A 19,228-nucleotide genomic window follows, 5' to 3' on the forward strand; every position below is an offset into this window, starting at 1 on the left:
CGGGGTGGGGTATGGTTCAGTTTATCAAGCCAGGGATTTTGATCGATTTTGTCTCGAAGTTTAAGATAGCCATTTCGCTGTCTTTGATTTTGATTTTAATAGGCGTAGGCCATTTGATATGGAAGGGCCCGAAGCTCGGTATAGAGTTCAAGGGAGGAACATCTATACAGGTGGAGTTTGACAAGCCCGTAAATGTTTCTGCGCTGAGGGATGCCATAAAGAACTCCAAATTCTTTGCCGACTCAAGGATTCAGAATATAGGCGGAAGCAATAAGAGATACATCATATACACAAAGGTGTCCACATCGTCCACGACAACCTCTATAGAATCGAAACTTAAGGAGCTATTGGATAAGCAGTTTAAGGGTGGCTATAAGATTTTAGAGGTGGATATGGTAGGCCCGAAGGTGGGCAAGGAGTTCAGGGATAAGGGCATAATAGCCATTGTTCTATCCCTGATCGCCATTCTGATTTACATAAGCTTGAGGTTCCAATACAGGTTTGCCATAGGCGCTATATTAGCCCTTGTGCATGATGTATTGATAACCGTTGGGTTTTTATCCATATTTGGGTATGAGTTTACGCTTGATGTGGTTGCAGCCATCCTGACCATCGTGGGATACTCTGTAAACGACACCATCGTCATATTTGACAGGATAAGGGAGAAGGTAAAGACCAACAGGAAGTTAAGCAATACAGAGGCGATCAATATGGGTGTCAGTGAGACGCTCTCAAGGACGATATTGACAGCAGGAACGACGCTGTTTGTTGTATTGTCGTTGTATCTGTTTGGCGGACACGCCTTAAAGGGCATGTCTTTTGCCTTGCTGGTTGGCATAATCTCTGGAACTTACTCCTCTATATTCATAGCATCACCAACACTCCTTATGTTTAAGGGTGAGTTGATACCGCAAAAGAAGGAAGTCGATTCGACAGAGAAGTTCAAGCAGAAGTTTGAATTCGATAACATGAAAATGTAGGTGGGTTTATATAGGGCTTTGCTTGAGCGCTTCGTGGCCCTCTTTGAGGATAAGAAGAGGGCCTATAATATCATCCTGCACATAACCTCGCAGTATAAGCTGCTTAGCGAATTCAAAGCGGCTCTGCCTAATTTAGAGGCGGTTATTGCCAATTGTGAAGACAGGGATACAGCATTTTCCTATTTTGCCGATTTCTTAGCCAACTCCACAGCCAAATCGACCATATTTGAGCTTATAATGTCCTTCAGGGTTGTGGGTGAGGTGTTGTTTGGTATATTCTGCCAATCCAACACGCTCTCCGTTTTTTTGATAAACAACCCGGAGTATATCTTCTGGCTTATTGAGAACGATACGCTGGCCAACAAGAAAGGCAAGGATAGCTATCTGAAAGAGGCAAGGGAATTTGTTTTGTCTGCCTCTACCGTCGATAGGATGGAATACCTCCTGAGGCATTACAGAAAAAGGGAGTATCTGCGTATTGCAACAAGGGAGATCATAGGTGCTGCTCCGTTTGAACAGGTAATGGAGGAGATGTCGAATCTGGCCGATGCCTTGATAGAGGTGGCAATAGAGATAGCATTTAGAAAGCTTAAGAAGGAATATACAAAGAGGGATTTTTGTGTTATTGGTCTTGGGAAGTTAGGCAACAGGGAGCTTAATTTCTCATCAGATATAGATTTGATGTTTGTGCACAGGGGTGATGGTGAGTTTTTCAACAGAATAGCCTCCAATGTTGTTTCTATACTCAACCAGAACAAGGAGGGCGGGTTTGTTTATAGGGTCGATGTCAGACTGAGGCCGGGCGGCAATGCGTATCCACTCTCCATGAGCCTTGATGAGTATGAGTCCTATTATGAGACATTCGGTCAGCCGTGGGAGAGGCTTGCTTTGGTAAAGGCAAGGCCGGTTGCCGGTGATTTTGAGTTGGGTAAGGAGTTTTTAGCTGTTATTGAGCCGTTTGTGTATAGGCGCTCCATTGATGTGGAATACATAGAGGAGATAAGGAGGCTTCTATTTAAAATAAAGAAGCATTCGATAAAAAGCGTGAGCCGATTCATCGCTCCAAACAAGTTGGATGTAAAAAAAGGTGAGGGCGGTATAAGGGAGGTTGAGTTTATAGTCAACTATTTTCAGCTGATTTACGGAGGCAAGATAGAGGAACTTAGGCATGTATCAACGACAGGGGGCCTTGAGCTTTTAGACAAGTTGAATCTTTTAAGCCATACCCGGATTTTAAGAGAGGCATACCTGTTTTTAAGGAGGATCGAGCATAAGATACAGCTGTTGAATGAGCAACAAAAGCAGAGATTGCCCGAGGATGAGGTAGAGCTGAAGAAACTGGCCGAAAAGCTTGACTGTAAAGATATCAATGATTTTGTCGATAGATACAACAGGATAACAAATATCGTCCATAGGATATTCAGACGGATATTCATAGAGGACAGATCGCTTCCCGTTTTGTCCAATCCTGAGGATATAGAGGCCTATCTGTGTGAGTTTGGCTATAGCTGGTCTGATGCAGAGAGGATAGCCACGGTTATGGCGGGTGTGGTAAAGAAGTTTTTGGCCAGCGATGTTAAGCCGTCTGTTATTGAGGGTATATTCAACAACGCCTTTGAGTTAAGCAGGGATATAGGCAGGTTTGAGAATGTGGTGCTGGGTTTCGATAAGCTAAACCCCGCATATACGGCCTCCATATACTCAAACAGGAACTTGTTTAGGGTGTTGGTTAAGTTTTTAAGCATAGATTACGGCGATCGGTTTGCCAAGTATCCCTTCCTTTTGGATACACTCCTTTCGCCTGGCAGCCTGAGCGTTGAGGCTATAAGCGAGAGGGAGAAGGAAAGGATAGAGTTTGAGATAGCTTTGAGGTTGTTCAGTGGCTCGTTTAGGCATGAGGATTTGGCTGTGTCGAGCGAGTTTGCAAAAAGATTCATATACGATGTGGTCAAGAAATGGGACAAAAACAACAATCTATGTGTTATAGGTTATGGAAAGTTGGCCACCTCTGAGTTGTTTGTAGGCAGCGATCTGGATCTGGTGTTTGTCTGCCATAGGGATGCATGGCAGGAGCAGACAAATGTTGTTAAGATAACCAGGGAGCTTAAGAGGCTCTATGATGTGGATCTGAGGTTGAGGCCGTTTGGTGATAAGGGTTCGTTGGTGGTTGATCTTGATTATCTGAAGAGCTATTTTTCTAAGGATGCCCAGGATTGGGAGAAGCAGGCGGCTCAGAAATCCACGGTTATATACTGCGGCTTTGATAAGGATAAGGTAGAGACCATCTATAGGGATTTTGTTCTTAAAGACCCGCCCAGCAGGGCATCCATCTATGAGATGTTTAAGAAGATAGAGAAGAACAAGGGCAGTGGATTGGATCTTAAAAGCTCCTGGGGCGGTCTGACCAATATTGAGTTTTTGGTTCAGGCTATTTGCTTTGAGAATGGGTGTATGAAGCTGGGCAGCAGTATACCTGATTTAATCGATGAGATAGAAAAGAGGGTAATATTTGATGTTTCTAATCTAAAGGAGGTTTATCTCTTTCTTTTGAAGGTGTTAAACGCCTTAAGGCTTTCTGGCAACTCAACAAAGCTTGATGATGAAGGCGCCTTGATTGCAGGTTTTTTGCTGGATGAGGACGATCTGCTTAGTAAGGTAGCCTCTGCTATGTCTTTTGTTAAGAAGAAGAGCCTGGAGTTCTTTGAATGATAGTGCTTTCAAGTTCTTCTAAGGCAAGAAGGAAGCTTATAAGAAAGTGTAAGCGGAATGTGGTTTTTGGTGTATCGAACATAGATGAGAGCAGGTTGAGTGGTGAGGCTGTTTATGAGTATGTGTTGAGGTTGAGTTATCTGAAGGCCGTCTCGGTTTATAAAGAGGGATTGATTGTGATAGGTGCCGATACGGTTATAGTGCTCGATGATGAGGTGTTTGGTAAGCCCAAGGATAGGCTTGAGGCGTTCTATATGCTTAGGCGACTATCCGGCAGGATCCATGAGTGTTTTAGCGGTGTTAGCATAGTGAGCGATAAGGGCAGCGTTAGCTTTGTTGAGAGGGCTTTGGTTAAAGTGGATCGATTGAGCGATTATCAGATCGAGGCGTATTTGGATACAGGGGAGTATAAGGGCAGGGCTGCAGGGTATGCCATTCAGGGTAAGGCCTCAGGTTTTATGAGGGTAATAGAGGGCGATAAGACAACCGTTATAGGGCTTCCCATGAAAAGGCTTTGCAGGCTTCTAAAATCGAGTGTATAATGGGCATACTTTTTAAAAAGGGGGTTTGTTTATGCTTGACTTTTTGAGGAATAACATAAAGAGGTTTGCCATTTTGCTCTGGATCGCTGCTGCGGCCTTCATTATAGGTGGAGCGTATCTGTTTGTCAGGGGGCCGTTTACCATGGGCAGCAACACCGCCATCGAGGTGGGCGATACCAAGATAAGCTTTCAGGACTATCAAAAGACCTATAACAACATTTACAACTTCTATGTCCAGATGCTTACCCAGCTTAAGGGGGGCAATTTTAGCGATGAAGACATAAGGAAGTTGAATATAAAGCAGAAAACCATCGACATGCTTATTGAGAGGGCCCTGCTTTTGCAAGAGGCCAAAAGGGAGGGGATAAAGGTCACAGATGAGGATGTGCTTAAGGCTATAGAGTCCAATAAAGCCTTCTTTTACAACGGCAAGTTCTCGAAGGAGAAGTATTTGGCCCTGCTTAAGGCCAACAACATAAACCCGAAGGATTATGAGGATTCCTTAAGGGTTGTTTTGTATATAGATAAGCTAAAGAAGAAGCTGTTTAAGGATTTGAAGGTAAGCGACGATGAGGTTAAATCGTTCTTTGATAAGAATTACTCAAAGGTAAATCTGAAGTTTATGGTTTTTGATGCTGAAGCCTTTAAGAACAAGGTTAAGGTTGACGATAAGGCGCTTAAGGAGTTTTTTCAAAAGCACAAGAACGATTACCGCATACCGACGATGGTGAAGTTTAAATACATCGTTGTGCCTTTGGACTATGTTAAGGGCAAGATAAAGATAACAGACAACCAGACAAAGGCATTTTACAAGGCCCACCAGGATTACTTTAGGGTGCCTTTGAGAATAAAGGTGGCTCACATCTTGATCGCAGGCGATAACAAGACCGACAGTCAGCTAAAAGAGGAGGCAGAGAAGGTCTATGAGCTATTGAAGGATAAGAAGATATCCTTCAAGGAGGCTGCCAAGAAGTATTCAAAGGATACATACACCAAGAATGTGGGCGGTGAGCTTGGCTATGTTACCAAGAATATGGTTGTGGATGATTTTTGGAATAACATAGTAAAACTCAAAAAGGGCGAGATCTCAAAGCCGTTCAAGACGAAGTTTGGCTATCATATAGCGCTGGTTGAGGACATAAAGAAGCCCTTTGTCAGGCAGTTTAAGGATGTTAAAGGGCAGATAGAGGATTACTTAAAGACACTCAAGGCCAAGAAGATCTGGTTCATTGAGGCGGATAAGATATTCGTTAAGATCAGGGATTCTAAAAAGACTATGGATGAGGTTGCAAAAGAGTTCGGTCTAAAGACAAAACAGAGCGATTACATGAGCCTAAAGAAGACCGAAAGCCCATTTACCTCGAAAATGGTTCAGCAGGCCTTGCTGTCTAATAAGAACGCCTTGCTTGGGCCCGATCTATCTGAGTCGGGTTATGTTATTTATAAGATGGTCGATAAGAAGCCATCATACATACCACCGTTTGAGAAGGTAAAGGATAAGGTTAAGAAGGATTACATAGAGCAGAAGGCCCTTATGCTTGCAAGGTCTTATGCCGATAAGGCCTTGAAGGAGCTTAAATCATCCAAGCCGTTTGATAGTGTTGCTAAATCGTTCGGCTTGAAGGCCAAACTCGTAAAGGGCTTGACAAAACTCATGCCGACGGATGAGTTTCCCTGTTCGTTGAACGAGAAGGTGATGGATAGGATATTTGAGAAGGGCAAGGGTTATTTTGATAAGTGTGAAGAGGGTAAGAGGGTTTATGTATTTGAGGTTGTGGATAAGATCTTTGATAAGAAGGAGTTTAATAAGCTAAAGGATAGCATAAGAAACGAGTTGTTATCGGAGAAGGAAAACGAGGTGCTTGATAGGTTCGTTGAGCAGTTGAAGAAGAAGACCAAGATCAAGATAAACCCCAAGCTATGAGAATAGACCAGATTGATGAGGTTATTGAGCTGTTAAGGGAGGCCTATAGGGGCTTTGTCGAGCCTGTCGTGACGCAGGTTGCAAAGGACAAAGACCCCTATAGGGTTCTGGTCTCGACTATTTTAAGCCTAAGAACAAAAGACGAGACAACCCTTAAGGCCTCCATGAGGCTGTTTGATGTTGCAGATAACATACACAGGTTATCAGAGCTTGATGAGGATGAGATAGCAAGGCTCATCTATCCTGTCGGTTTTTACAAAACAAAGGCCAAAAACCTAAAAAAGATAGCCCGAATCATTATAGATAAATACGGCGGCCAGATACCCGAGGATTTGGATGAGCTGCTTAAGTTGCCCAATGTAGGCAGAAAGACGGCCAATCTTGTGCTGGCCAAGGGGTTTAATATACCGGCAATCTGCGTTGATATTCATGTGCATCGTATATCCAACAGGCTCGGTTTGGTCGATACAAAGACACCTGAAGAGACCGAATTTGCCTTAAGAAGGATACTGCCTAAAAAATACTGGATAGAGTTTAACGATCTGCTTGTGCCATTTGGTCAGAACATCTGCAGGCCTGTATCACCGTTTTGTTCTAAATGCACCATAAGGGATTATTGCTCAAGAAGGGGTGTTGTTAGGTTTAGATGAACGGGTCAAACAGCATGGATGATTACATAAGGCGGGGCAGGGCCCTGGCCTGGTTGGCCTATCTGGGCCTTTTGATCATCATACCCGCTGCTTTACAGAAGGATAATCCATATACGGTTTACCATGTAAAACAGGGGCTTGCCCTTCTGATATGCAGCATATTGGCCAGCTTTCTGTGGTTTGTTCCGTTGATTGGTGTTATTTTAGGGTGGGTTGCCTCGGTTGTTCTGTTTGTGCTTAACATCATTGGCATATATAACGCCGCCTCGGGAAAGATCAAGCCCCTGCCCATTATCGGTGCCTTAGGGGAGGGCTTTAACTTCTAACCCTTTATTACCGCAAGCGGCTTTAGCTCAACAATAGGCTTTATCAGATCGGTCTGGTTGTTGATAACCGTATTGATGTCTTTGTAGGCGCTTGGTGCCTCATCCAAATCCCTTTTGGAGTGCAAGGAGTGTATGATTCCCAATTTGTTGAGTCTTTTTACCTCCTCAGACAGAGATAGGGTTTTTCTTGCCTTATGCCTGCTTAGCGTTCTGCCTGCGCCGTGTGAACAGGATTTAAAGCTTTCGCTGTTGCCCAATCCTATGGCTATGTATGATTTTGAGCCCTGAGAACCGGGTATTATGCATATATCCCCTTCAAACGCCCTTGTTGCACCCTTTCTGTGCACCCATACCCTTTTTGAGAAGTGTTTTTCTAAGCTTGCATAGTTGTGGATTACATCGTGTTCTTCTATTACTATGTCCCTTTTTGATAGGACGGCCTCCATTATGCCTATAATCCTTTCTGCCATAAGCCTTCTGTTTGCCTTTGCATACTCGATACAGAAGTGCATCTCATCAAGATACATCTGCCCTTCCTGGGATTTTGTGCTTAAGAAGAAGAGTCCATAGCTTTCAGGCACCGGGTATCCCATGCTCTGGTTTAGTTTCCTTGCAAGCCTGTGGTAATGGTCGGCCACCTGCTTGCCTAAGTTTCTGCTGCCTGAGTGGATCATAACCCAGATAAATCCGTCGCTGCCCTCCTGTATCTCTATGAAGTGGTTACCGCCGCCCAGTGTCCCAAGTGAATGAAGGGCGTTGTCGTATTCCCTATAAACCACTGAGTTTTTGTTTAGTTTTGAGATAGGAGACGGCATGAGTTTTTTATCTTGAGGCAGCTTGTGTTTCTCAAAGCCCAGCGGTATGGTGCCTCTTATGAGTTTTACGATGGCCTGCAGGTGCTTTTTGTCGATTTGAGAGAGCCTGGTTTTGATTGCGTGCATTCCACAGCCTATATCCACACCGACGGCATGGGGTATAACAACATCCTCAAAGGCCGCAATTGCACCAATCGGCATACCGAAACCCTCATGGACATCGGGCATTATGGCTATATGGCTGAAGGCAAACTCTAAATTGGATAGGTTTTCAGCCTGCTTAAGTGCCCCTTCCTCTATCTGGTCTGTCCACAGTTTTATGGGTATCCTGCCCTTTTTTATAACCTTCTTTATCATGCTCCAATCTTAATATAGCCTCAAATACCTCATTCGGCAATATGCTCATCATACATTCTAAATCACCCTTAGGGCAAGAGTTTGAGCCGTGAAGAGAGCAGGGCCTGCAGGATAGCTCCTTTTGCAAGACAATCGATTTACCCCTTGGGAAGAAGCCAAACCCCTTAACCGTTGGGCCGAATATGGCAACAAGGGGTATATCCAAGGCTACAGCGGCATGCATCAGAGCTGAATCGTTGGATACAAACACGCTGCATGATGTCATCTGCTGGATGGTCTGGTATATCGTTAGCTTCCCGACAAATGATTTTACCCTTTTGCCAAAGCCATCGGTAATGAAATCTGCTATCGGTTCTTCCTCCTTTGAGCCAAACAGATAGACGCTTTTGTCGGTTTTCTCCATTATGAGCTCTATTAATCTTCTGAAGTGCTCCTTTGGCCACATCTTGGTTTCCCACTTTGCCCCAACGGCCATGCCGACGGCGTTGTCTTGTTTGTTTGGCTGTATAATGAGTTTGGGCTTTATTAGGCCGTTGTCTTTGATGTTCAATAGTGCAAGCTGATCCTCTATGTTGTCTTTGGTTTTTCTCCTCAAGAGCGGATGCCTTATCTTGTAAACCAGAGCCCTTCTGTATAAGGTGTGCTTGTTGACCCTCTTTATACATCTTGTCTTTAATAGGCTGCTTAGTGCGATACTCTTTGGATTTTTGTGCAGATCCAGTATGCAGTCAACATCCTTTATCCTTTCTGCAAGCTGGCTTATGTTTGAGTTTAGGCTGTAAACCTCATCTATATACGGCTGGCTTTTTAAGAGATCCTCAAACTCAGGTCTTGTGGCATAGATGATACGGGACGGGGGATATAGTTTTTTTAGGGTATATGCCAGGGCCGTTGTCTGGATTATGTCGCCGAGTGAGGAGAATCTGATGATAAGGAATCTCATAGCAGTTCCATAGCTGCCTTAAAGACCTCTTCTGGTTTTATATCCATCATGCACCTGAAGTGCTTTGCTGCACACGAGATACTGCCGTGTTTACCGCAAGGCCTGCACGATAGGTTCTCTATCTGGATAATCTTGTTTTTTTCGCTTAAAGGGTAAAAGCCGAATTCAGGCACCGTTGGCCCGTATATGTCGATGGTGGGCGTATTGAATGCGCTGGCTATGTGTATGGGGGCTGAATCGTTGCTTATTAGAAGCCTTGCCCAGGCTATTAGGTAAAACAGGTCTTTTATCCTCGTTTTTCCCGTTAAATCGACAACCCTCGGGTCTGAATCCTTAACAAAATCCGATATTTGTATGTCGTTCTGTGTTCCTATTAGAACGACCCTTAAACCCTCATCTAAAAGCATTTTTACCAGCTCTCTGTAATGCTCCTTAGGCCACCTCTTTGTTGGCCAGACAGACGATGGGTTGACCACCACGACCTTGTCCTGGGAGGATATGGAGTATGCCTCGAATATCCCTTCTATAAAACGCTTGTTCTCCTCAGCCCAATATAGCCTGATCTCTCTGACTATCTTTTTAAAGCCCAAAGGGTCCAGTAATCTGAGGTTTTTGTCTATCTCGTGTATGCCTTTTGGCTTTTTTATCCTGTGGGTGTAAAAGAAGCTTGCATCGGCATCCTTAAACCCTATCCTTTTGGGTATTTTTGAGAATAGCGCTATAAGGCTGCTTCTGAAGCTCATGTGCGGTGAGATCAGGCAGTCGAACTTATACTCCCGTATGGCGTTTATGATCTTCTTAAAGCCGATTATGCCGTTGTCCTTGCCGTGTTTATCATACGGTATGATTACATCTATCCTGGGGTTTAGCGTGAATACATCGATGTTTTGGGGTATTACCATGATACCGACAAACGAGCCCGGCTCGTTCGTTTTTATTGTCTCTATTATGGGTTCTGTCAATATGGCATCGCCCAAAAAAGCCGTTTGAATAATCAGATAACGACCAGACATCCTCAAATAATACCAAAAAAATTGTGGCTTTTTCAAAGTTTTGATTTTGTTATCTTGATAGGAATCTTACGATGATGAAGATCAAGATGGATATACCAACAAGCAGGCTGCTTATGGGCAGGGCATACTCCAGGCCAAAGGATGTGAATCTTTCGTATATCATAACAGGGGCGGTTATGGGGTGATAGGCTATGATGACCACAGCCCCAAACTCACCCAAGCCCCTTCCCCACATCATCAGGGCGCCGTTTAGTATCTCCTTTTTTGCCAGCGGTAGGCTTATTTTGAAGAACACATCGAGGTTGCTTGCCCCGAGGGTTTTGGCGGCAAGCTCTAAACGTCTGTCTATCTTTTTGAATCCCTCCTTTGCTGAGTTTATGAAAAACGGAGCAGAGACAAACATCATTGCTATGAGTATGCCCGCCTTTGTGTCTAAAAAGACTACGCCTATCTTTTGAAAAGCCCCGCCCAGAATGCCCTCTCTGCCAAAGACCATAAGCAGCGCTATGCCCGCCGCCACATGGGGTATCATAACCGGTGCATCGATTAAGCCCTCGATGGTTCTTTTTAGCGGAAATTCGTATCGGGCAAGTATGTATGATAGCGGCAGGCCGAGCACCACCGTTGTTGCCGTTGCCATTGCCGAAACCTTTAGCGTCAGGATTACCGATGATGTGATGCGGGGGTCTTTGAAGGAGGCCATGAGCTTTGATGGTGGAACGGCAAAGAGTATCTTAAAGATTGGTATGAACAAAAATACCAGCAGGATTGTTGATAATAGAATGCCTAAAATAAGAAAGAGGCTATTGTTCTTTAAGTATCTCATCGTTGCCCTTGATTATAGGCGGTGATATTACGCCCTGACCGCAGGATTTTATGATCTGTTGCCCCTTTTTCGATAGGATGAACTTTACAAACAATACAGCACCCTTTCTGTTTACGGGGGAGTTGTCGTTTTCCGGTATGGTAAGACCGTATATCATGGCAGATCCCCTCTTTGTGATGAATTCGTTGGGCTTCTTACCACTTACCTTGAATGAGACCGTATTATAAATCTTGTTAAACTGTTTACAACACAGGCAGACCTCTTTGGGTAATTCAATAAACCTCAGGTTGTGCTGTATAGCGACCGATTTATAGATGAAAATGTAATCTATATAGTGCATGTTAAGCAGCGCCAATAGGTCTGTCTCTTTGGGTCTGACTATTACCTTGCCCTTCTTTTCAAATCCGTTTTGATAGTAATCGGGATAGCCAAACAGCTCTTTGAAGAAGCCCTTTTTGTTGTAATATTTCTCTGCCAGCTTGGCCACAAGCATTGCCCTGTATCCGCAGGGGTCATCGTTTGGGTTGGAATGACCTACCACAACACCCTTTCTAAGCAGTATATCGACCCAGTTGTTGGGGTTTATCTTGTTTGCAAATCGGGATTTGTCGGTAAAGGCTATGACCATCTCGTTTGTTGCAAATAGTGCGTTGAATCTTGCATTTCCTGTGTCGATTAAGAGGTTGTCTATAACCGAATAGTCGGCCGATGCCATAACATCGGCTGGCCTGTGCAGATCCGATATCTTCCTTGCTGCCATCCTTGAGCCGCTTGCCTCAAGCACCACTTTGTATTGGGGATACTCCTTCTCAAAGGCAGCTGCGATCTTGTTTAGCGGCACAGACAGGCTTCCTGCATGGAATACGACAATGGGTTGTTTAGCCAGCACCTGCGGTGATAGTAAAACCAAAAACAACAGAACAAAAAACAGTCTCATAAGTAAACCTCCTTCTGGAATATAAATACACCTTTTTTATCTGTGTATGATACGATACGGCCGTTTTCTATCTTTAGCCTTAGGTGTCTTTTTATATTTTCAGGCAGATTCAAGAACGCCTCTTTTATTGCCTCAAGCTGCTTCTTTGATGGTGATAGCCTGCTTGCCCACTCATCGAAGTTGTGCTCTTTAAATATCGTATGGAAACTCAACAGTCTGAAGCCGTCTGAGAAGTTGATAATCTCCTTGATTGTATAGCTTTTTATGTGGGTTTTATCCCTTAAAAGCTCGATCCTGTTTAGATGTGCATCGTCTATGTCGACAATGCTGTCTATCAGCACAAAGAAACCCCCGTCTATTAAGACCCTCCTTACCTCTGAGAAGAACATCTGAGGGTTTTTGAAATGGTGGAGTGCGATCCTGCAGCCTGTTATGTCGAATGCAGAACTCTTAAACGGCAATGCGTGGGCATCGCACAGAACGAGCCTGTTGAAGTTGTTTTTCTCTTTGGCAACCTTGAGCATGTTGAGGCTTAAATCGCACAGTATGGTTGTTTTTGCATTGAAGATTTTGGCAAAATGCCCCGCTGCTGAGGCTATGTCTAATAGTCTATTGAAGCTGTAATCCTTAAAGTAAGCCCTACAGAAGTCTAAATCTTTGCCCTGTTTATGGTCTGAGCTATAGAAATAGTTTAATGCCGACTCGTTGAATCCCATTTGGTAAAAATATACCCAACTTTTGTTGAAATTTAAAGTTGAATGTTTGGTTTATTGTTTTTTGTGTATCAGGGTTATTTTGTATTTTACAAGGTGATTCTCTAACTTTTTCAAAAGTTAATTTTTTGTCAAAACGCCAATATCTGAAAATGACATGCCCAGAATGCAGGGTTTGAAAATGAATTTAGGCATACATTCTCCAACTTTTTTCTATCACTGCATAGAAACAACAAGAACCATTGATTTGAAAAAATCGGCAATTTGCATTATGCTTAGTTATAACATCAGTCGACTGAGGAGTATGTTGAATGGTGATTTCGAGACTTTTCATGGAATATCTTTACAAAAGCGGTATCAAGTCGACTGAGGAGTATGTTGAATGGTGATTTAGATTTGTTGATTTATGGTCGTTAAGCAATAACTTGCCACAGGGGTGTTATGTGTGCCGTTGCTGTATTTGCCGGTGGTTGTTTTTGGTGTCTGCAGAAGGCCTATAGCGGTTTGGACGGTGTGGTTGATGTAAAAGCTGGATATACGGGTGGTAGGTTGAAAAACCCCACATATCAGAAGGTCTCAACAGGACTAACGGGGCATTTTGAAGCGGTAAAGGTTTTGTTTGAAGAGGATGTTGTTGATTATAAAGTACTGCTTAGGATTTTCTGGTTGAATATAGACCCTGGAGATCCGGATGGTCAATTCTGCGATGTGGGCAGTCAATACAGAAGCGCCATTTTCTATACGACGGATGAGCAGAAGAGGCTTGCTTTTAGGTCTAAGGAGATTTTGGAGGAGGCTTGCCTGTTTGAACGCCCTATTGCCACGCTGATTCTGCCGTTTGAGGGCTTTTATGATGCCGAGGATTACCATCAGCGTTATTTTGAAAAATACCCCAAGCACTATAAACAATACTATGATTTTTCGGGCAGGGCCTGTTTTTTCAACAAATGGCGCAAGCAGATCGATAAAATCCTATCCGAGCGCCTTTAGGTAATTGATTTTTTTCAATCCAGAGGGTATATTCAAGCAAACCCCTTTTGGGAGGGTTTAAGATGATAGAGTTTAATTTTTACTCGCCCTTGAGGATAATTTTTAAACCGAATGAGATAAAGAACATAGCCGGTTATACGGCTCGAAACGGCAACAGGGTTTTGCTGGTAATAGGCAGAAGGCATTTAAGGGAGTCTAAGAAGCTGGATGTGATTTTGGAGAGCTTCAAAAGGAGTCCGAAGATAGAGGAGGTTGTTGTATTCGATAAAACGCCGCAGAATCCCGATGTTGAGGCCATTGAGGAGGCCAAAAGGGAGATTCTTGAAAATAGGCTTAATGTCGTTGTTGCCGTTGGCGGCGGCAGCGCAATGGATCTGGCCAAGATTGCATCGATATGTGCAAAGCAGAATAGGGGCGTCTGGGAGTTAAGGGAGGATCCTGCTTTAAATGTGCTTGATGCTTATCCAATAATATGCTCGCCCACAACAAGCGGTTCTGGCAGCGAGGTTACCCGCTATGCCGTGTTTAACGATAACAAAAAGAGGGTTAAGGTTGCATTTTCGAGCCTATCCATATACCCGACGGTATCGTTGATTGACCCGACGCTGACCTATTCGATGCCCCAGGGTGTAGTGGCAAACACGGGCTTTGATGCGCTATCCCATGCAATAGAAGCCTATACCTCAAAGTCGGCATGTCCCATAACCGATGTTTACTGCAGGGAGGCTATATCGTTGATAGGTGTTAATTTGGTCAAGGCTTATAGATCAAGGGATAAGAACGCTATGGATAATATGAGCCTGGCTGCCATGTTTGCGGGTATGGCTCTGAATGTGGGAAGGGCATCGCTTCCCCATGCGCTTGAGCATTCTTTGAGCGCCTTCAGGCCCGACCTGCCGCACGGTTTGGGTTTGTCTATGGTTATGATACCCTTCTTAAAAAGGGCCGTTGAGTGTAATAAGGAGAGGTTTGCAGATATTGCATACCTGTTAGGAGAGGATATATCCAACATGAATATAGACGATGCGGCTAAGCGCTGCGTGGACGGTGTTATTAAGATTAAGGAGGCTATTGGCCTTAATAAGACATTAAGGGATTTTGGCTTTGATAAAAGGACAATCGATGAGCTTGTTGATATAACCTTTTGGACTATGGATCACGGCATTAAAAACAGCCCTTGTAATTTCACAAAGGACGATATAAGGCAGATCTATTACGAAGCCCTGGAGGGATGATGAGAAGGATAGTTGTCTGGTTTGTGGGTTTTTTGCTGTTGGGCTTGCCTTTGTATTCGTGCACACCGCTGCTTGTGGGTGGTGCTGCCGCTGGTGGGGCTTATGCGGGTTATAAGTTTGCCGAGGAGGGTTATAGGATTAACATAACCAAACCTGTTAAGGGTAAAAAGGTCGAAGACAACGCATCAGAGAGCAAGGAATAAATGGGTTCTATAACAAATCTCATCTTAAAACTCCAGAAATCCCGATTTGCAAGACGGTTCCAGTATGAGCCGTATATTATAAAGTCCGTCGAATACATAGAGCCTAAGAAGGGGGAGAGCCTGTTTGTCGTCTATAGAGAGGTGGATTACTTTAAGTCTTTAGCGGTTGAGTTTATGGATAAGGACGATTACTTCTCCTGGAATGTGGAAGAGGCCTTCTTGCAACCACCGCAAAAGGTCGATAAGGTTGTCTTCTTCATAAGCACATACTATATGAAAAAGGACGATATAGATAGGGTTATTGATTATCTTAAGGATGATGGGTATATATATTGCGTGTGTTATCTGTCTGGGAGCGTGTTTTTTGAGACCACGCTGAGGATTACAGACAAAAACGCCTTTGGTGGCCTGAATAGGGAGATGGATCTATTTGAAGGGGTGGAGGTTGTTGAAGAGGTGGAATTTAAGAAACAGCACATAAGGATAGTAAAGATGAGGAGAGCGCAATGAGGGTGGCCATATTTACATCAGGCGGTGATGCTGCCGGCATGAATCCGGCGCTTAAGGCCTTTGTGGAGCTATCCATACAGAAGGGTTGGGAGCCGTATTTTATCTATGACGGGCTTGAGGGCTTGATCGATGGAAGGATAAAGAAGGCGACATACAGGGATGTTGGCGGCATCCTCCACAAAGGCGGCACGATTATCAGGTCTTCCAGGTCAAAGAGGTTTTACGATTACGGCTTTAGAAAGAAGGCCTTTGAGAATCTCAAGGCGGCCAACATAGAGAGGCTTATCGTGCTTGGTGGTGATGGCTCGTTCAGGGCTATGGATGTTTTTTATAACGAGTTTGGCATAAACTTTGCCGGCATACCCGTCACCATCGATAACGACATATACGGAACCGATTACTGTTTGGGCGTTGATACGGCCTTGAATGTTATAAGGACGCTTCTTGACAACATAAGGGATACTGCATCCTCGTTTGGCAGGGCATTTGTGGTTGAGACGATGGGCAGGGAGTGCGGTTATCTGGCCCTGGTGAGTGCCATTACAAGCGGAGCCGAGATCTGCGTAATACCCGAGATGGAGGTGGATTTCCCATCGATAAAGAAAAGGTTATCTGAACAGATAAAAGCCGGCAGGGGCTATGTGTTGGCCGTTGTTGCCGAAGGTGCTTCTAAAACGCAGGAGGTTGCTGATTTTTTAAAGAACGAGCTTGGAATGGAGACAAGGATAACAACATTTGGCCATGTGCAGAGGGGTGGAAATCCGACGGTCTTTGATAGATTGATGGCCTATAAGTTTGTTGAGTTTGCTTTGGAGAACCTAAACAGCGATATACACCACATGGTCGGCTTTAAGGATGAGTCGTTTTACCTGTTATCTATCGATGATGTGGTGTCTCATAAATACACAATAAACCCATTCTTACTGCAGTTGGGCGAAAGGATGACCCGGTAATTATTTACAAAGTTAAGCTATTTGTTATAATAACAAAACTTTTTTGAAGGGGTGTTGTAGATGAAGGAGATTGGTTTGCACGGCAGGGGAGGCCAGGGCGTGGTAATGGCCGGTGATCTTCTTGCCAATATATACTTTTTGGAGGGGTATAATGTTCAGTTTATGCCTTCATACGGCGCAGAAAGAAGGGGCTCTCCTTCGAATGCCTATGTTAGGATAGACAAAGAGAGGAAGATTCTGACCCGATACTCCATAACGATGCCCGATGCCGTTGTGGTCTTTAACCTTACACTGCTTTCCAATGTTGCCTTAAAGGAGGGCGGCCTGGCCTTGATTAATACAGCAGAAGGGATAGACAAAAAAGCGGATGCCAATGCAAGGGTGTTTGTGGTTGATGCCAATAGCATAGCGCTTGAAAGTGGTCTTGGCACACCCGCTATGCCACTTGTCAACACGGCCCTGCTTGGTGCTTACTGCAAGGCCTCGGGTGAGTTTTCGTTTGATACACTGAAGAGGGTTTATGAGGATAAAATGGGCAAAAGGGCCCGTTTTAATATAGAAGCTGCAGAAAAAGCCTATGAAAGTGTGAGGGAGATATGAAAAAGCTGGTTTTAGGTGGAAACGATGCGGTTGCTTATGCAGTAAAGCAGAGCAAGGTGGATGTTGTAAGTGCATACCCCATAACACCGCAGACATCCATAATAGAGAAGGTGGCATCATTCATAGCAAGCGGTGAGATTAATACCAAGTTTATAAGGGTTGAGAGTGAGCATTCGGCAATGGCTGCAGCGATGGGTGCATCCGCTTCGGGCAGCAGGGTGTTTACGGCCACAAGCGCCCAGGGCTTGCTTTTAATGCATGAGGTTTTGCATTGGGCGGCTGGTGCTAACCTTCCCATTGTTATGGCCAACGCCAACAGGGCTGTGGCTCCCCCCTGGAGCATATGGGCTGAGCAGACCGATTCGCTATCCCAGAGGGATACGGGCTGGATTCAGCTGTATGCCTCCAACTCCCAGGAGGTCTATGACCTTGTGTTTATTGCATTTAGGCTTGCTGAGTCCTCTTTGACCCCTGTAATGATATGTATGGATGGATTCTTGCTGACCCATACGAAGGAGCCTGTGGAGGTTTTTGATAACGAAATAGACGAATTTATATCGTATAAGCCCGAAAGGGAGATACTCGATGTTGATAATCCAAAGGCATTTGGCGCTTTAGCATTTCCCAAGGATTACATGCCCATAAGACTGAAACAGCATGAAAGAATATTGGGCTCTATAGATAAATTTAAATCGATCGCAGAGGAGTTTGGCTCAATCTCAAACAGGTATTACAAACCCGTCTATCAATACGGCGATGAGAATGCCAAGCTTGCCATTGTGGTTTCTGGCTCTATAGCAGAGACGGCGCATCTGTCTGTCGATGCCCTGAACAAGGAGGGGATACCCTCAAAGCTTGTTAAGATGACGATGTTTAGGCCGTTTCCCAAAGAGGATCTAAAAGAGGCCTTTGAGGGTGTGGATAAAATCGTTGTTTTTGACAGAAACATCTCCATGGGTAAGGGTGGAATATTTAAGGATGAGATAGTTGGAGCGCTTGGTTTGGATAATGTAATAGGTGTGGTTTGCGGCCTTGGCGGATACGATGTCAACGATGTTGACATCAAGGAGGCAGCAAAAGCTGTATTTGAAGGTAAGATAAAACAAGACACTATCCTGTGGGGTGAAAGATGATAATACCAACAGAAGAGATAATGCAGACCAACCACCTGGCGTGTCCGGGGTGTGGTGCTGCTTTGGCTATGAGATATGCCTTGAAGGCTTTGGGCAGAAAGACCATTGTTGTGATTCCCGCCTGTTGCTGGACGGTTATAAACGGTCCGTGGGGTAAGAATTACGCCGGTGTGCCTGTATTCCATACGGCATTTGAGACAACCGCAGCCGTTGCAGCCGGCATAAGGACATCGCTTGCAGCCCAGGGTAAGGATGATATCACTGTTATGGGTTGGGCTGGCGATGGCGGCACATTCGATATAGGATTGCAGGCCCTAAGCGGTGCGGCAGAGAGAAACGACGACATCATCTATGTCTGTTATGATAACGAGGCTTACATGAATACAGGCATTCAGAGGAGTTCTGCAACGCCTGTTGGTGCAGAGACGACCACAACACCGGCTCCGCTTTTGAAGGATAGACCTAAGAAGGATTTAATGGAGATCGTTGCAGCACACTCCGTTCCTTACATAGCATCGGCCACAATAGCCTATCCGACGGATTTTATAAAGAAGTTTGAAAAGGCCAAGAGCAAGAGGGGCTTTAAGCTTATTCACATCTTTAGCCCATGTCCGCCCGGGCATAAGTTTGCGGAGAACAAGACCATAGATGTCTCAAAGCTGGCCGTTGAGACCGGCATCTTCCCCCTTTATGAGATAGAGGATGGTATCTATAAGATAAACAAGAAGCCCAAGTTCAGGCCTGTTGAGGAGTATTTGAGCCTTCAGGGTAGGTTTAAGAACATGTCAAAGGAGCAGATAAGGTCGATTGAGGAGGCAATCCAGATAAAGTGGCAGAGGCTTAACGCCAAGGCTGAATACCTCAAATAA

The 19,228-nt window shown here is 44.5% G+C and carries 20 protein-coding genes; 14 read left to right on the top strand and 6 right to left on the bottom strand.

The features are described from left to right. Positions 1–11: 11 nt before the first annotated feature. Genes secF through D891_RS0104380 form a run of 6 tightly spaced genes read left to right on the top strand, consistent with a single transcriptional unit; the run spans position 12 to position 7,131 of the window. Positions 12–980 (top strand): protein translocase subunit SecF, encoded by a 969-nt coding sequence (gene secF / locus D891_RS0104355; protein WP_025209811.1) that lies wholly within the window; start codon positions 12–14, stop codon positions 978–980. Further along, entirely contained in the window at positions 981–3,689 is a 2,709-nt protein-coding gene (locus D891_RS0104360) for a hypothetical protein (RefSeq protein ID WP_025209812.1), read from the top strand. It begins immediately after the preceding gene. Then, positions 3,686–4,231, top strand: coding sequence for a Maf family protein (locus D891_RS0104365; RefSeq protein ID WP_025209813.1), 546 nt, complete (start codon positions 3,686–3,688; stop codon positions 4,229–4,231). Before D891_RS0104360 ends, D891_RS0104365 begins: the two co-directional genes overlap by 4 nt. 31 nt (positions 4,232–4,262) lie before the next feature. Further along, a complete protein-coding gene (locus D891_RS0104370) occupies positions 4,263–6,155 on the top strand; it encodes a SurA N-terminal domain-containing protein (RefSeq protein WP_025209814.1) in 1,893 nt (630 codons plus the stop codon). Continuing rightward, positions 6,152–6,805, top strand: a complete 654-nt coding sequence (locus D891_RS0104375) for an endonuclease III domain-containing protein (RefSeq protein ID WP_025209815.1) — start codon at positions 6,152–6,154, stop codon at positions 6,803–6,805. The genes D891_RS0104370 and D891_RS0104375 overlap by 4 nt, the downstream gene beginning before the upstream one ends. Beyond that, positions 6,802–7,131: a hypothetical protein gene (locus D891_RS0104380; protein ID WP_025209816.1), complete on the top strand. Its 330-nt coding sequence runs from the start codon at positions 6,802–6,804 to the stop codon at positions 7,129–7,131. The genes D891_RS0104375 and D891_RS0104380 overlap by 4 nt, the downstream gene beginning before the upstream one ends. Here D891_RS0104380 and D891_RS0104385 read toward each other — a convergent pair. From D891_RS0104385 to D891_RS0104410, 6 genes are read right to left on the bottom strand one after another with little or no spacing between them, the layout of a single operon-like run. Next, complete coding sequence (locus D891_RS0104385) at positions 7,128–8,300, bottom strand: RtcB family protein (protein WP_025209817.1); 1,173 nt, start codon at positions 8,298–8,300, stop codon at positions 7,128–7,130. The genes D891_RS0104380 and D891_RS0104385 overlap by 4 nt on opposite strands. Beyond that, on the bottom strand, positions 8,227–9,246 hold the full coding sequence (locus tag D891_RS0104390) for a glycosyltransferase family 9 protein (protein ID WP_025209818.1): 1,020 nt from the start codon (positions 9,244–9,246) through the stop codon (positions 8,227–8,229). The genes D891_RS0104385 and D891_RS0104390 overlap by 74 nt, the downstream gene beginning before the upstream one ends. Next, positions 9,243–10,259, bottom strand: a complete 1,017-nt coding sequence (waaF, locus tag D891_RS0104395) for a lipopolysaccharide heptosyltransferase II (protein ID WP_025209819.1) — start codon at positions 10,257–10,259, stop codon at positions 9,243–9,245. Before waaF ends, D891_RS0104390 begins: the two co-directional genes overlap by 4 nt. A 49-nt stretch (positions 10,260–10,308) precedes the next feature. Further along, positions 10,309–11,085 carry an ABC transporter permease gene (locus D891_RS0104400; RefSeq protein ID WP_025209820.1) on the bottom strand — a complete coding sequence of 259 codons (777 nt, stop codon included), beginning with the start codon at positions 11,083–11,085 and terminating at the stop codon, positions 10,309–10,311. Next, entirely contained in the window at positions 11,063–12,022 is a 960-nt protein-coding gene (gene wtpA, locus D891_RS0104405) for a tungstate ABC transporter substrate-binding protein WtpA (protein WP_025209821.1), read from the bottom strand. Before wtpA ends, D891_RS0104400 begins: the two co-directional genes overlap by 23 nt. Further along, a complete protein-coding gene (locus D891_RS0104410; protein WP_025209822.1) occupies positions 12,019–12,738 on the bottom strand; it encodes a methyltransferase domain-containing protein in 720 nt (239 codons plus the stop codon). Before D891_RS0104410 ends, wtpA begins: the two co-directional genes overlap by 4 nt. A gap of 438 nt (positions 12,739–13,176) precedes the next feature. Between D891_RS0104410 and msrA the strand changes: the two genes are divergently transcribed. The 8 genes from msrA (at position 13,177) to D891_RS0104450 (ending at position 19,228) form a co-directional block, all read left to right on the top strand. Further along, complete coding sequence (msrA, locus tag D891_RS0104415; RefSeq protein ID WP_025209823.1) at positions 13,177–13,725, top strand: peptide-methionine (S)-S-oxide reductase MsrA; 549 nt, start codon at positions 13,177–13,179, stop codon at positions 13,723–13,725. A gap of 62 nt (positions 13,726–13,787) precedes the next feature. Then, complete coding sequence (locus D891_RS0104420; RefSeq protein ID WP_025209824.1) at positions 13,788–14,960, top strand: iron-containing alcohol dehydrogenase; 1,173 nt, start codon at positions 13,788–13,790, stop codon at positions 14,958–14,960. Next, positions 14,960–15,163 carry a hypothetical protein gene (locus D891_RS0104425; RefSeq protein ID WP_025209825.1) on the top strand — a complete coding sequence of 68 codons (204 nt, stop codon included), beginning with the start codon at positions 14,960–14,962 and terminating at the stop codon, positions 15,161–15,163. The genes D891_RS0104420 and D891_RS0104425 overlap by 1 nt, the downstream gene beginning before the upstream one ends. Continuing rightward, positions 15,164–15,673: a hypothetical protein gene (locus D891_RS0104430; RefSeq protein ID WP_025209826.1), complete on the top strand. Its 510-nt coding sequence runs from the start codon at positions 15,164–15,166 to the stop codon at positions 15,671–15,673. Then, positions 15,670–16,626: a 6-phosphofructokinase gene (locus tag D891_RS0104435; protein ID WP_025209827.1), complete on the top strand. Its 957-nt coding sequence runs from the start codon at positions 15,670–15,672 to the stop codon at positions 16,624–16,626. The genes D891_RS0104430 and D891_RS0104435 overlap by 4 nt, the downstream gene beginning before the upstream one ends. Positions 16,627–16,686: 60 nt before the next feature. After that, complete coding sequence (locus D891_RS0104440; RefSeq protein ID WP_025209828.1) at positions 16,687–17,226, top strand: 2-oxoacid:acceptor oxidoreductase family protein; 540 nt, start codon at positions 16,687–16,689, stop codon at positions 17,224–17,226. Next, positions 17,223–18,359 (top strand): hypothetical protein, encoded by a 1,137-nt coding sequence (gene porA, locus D891_RS0104445; RefSeq protein WP_025209829.1) that lies wholly within the window; start codon positions 17,223–17,225, stop codon positions 18,357–18,359. The genes D891_RS0104440 and porA overlap by 4 nt, the downstream gene beginning before the upstream one ends. After that, positions 18,356–19,228 carry a 3-methyl-2-oxobutanoate dehydrogenase subunit beta gene (locus tag D891_RS0104450; protein WP_025209830.1) on the top strand — a complete coding sequence of 291 codons (873 nt, stop codon included), beginning with the start codon at positions 18,356–18,358 and terminating at the stop codon, positions 19,226–19,228. Before porA ends, D891_RS0104450 begins: the two co-directional genes overlap by 4 nt.

It is taken from the genome of Hippea sp. KM1 (assembly GCF_000526195.1).
GTDB lineage: Bacteria > Campylobacterota_A > Desulfurellia > Desulfurellales > Hippeaceae > Hippea.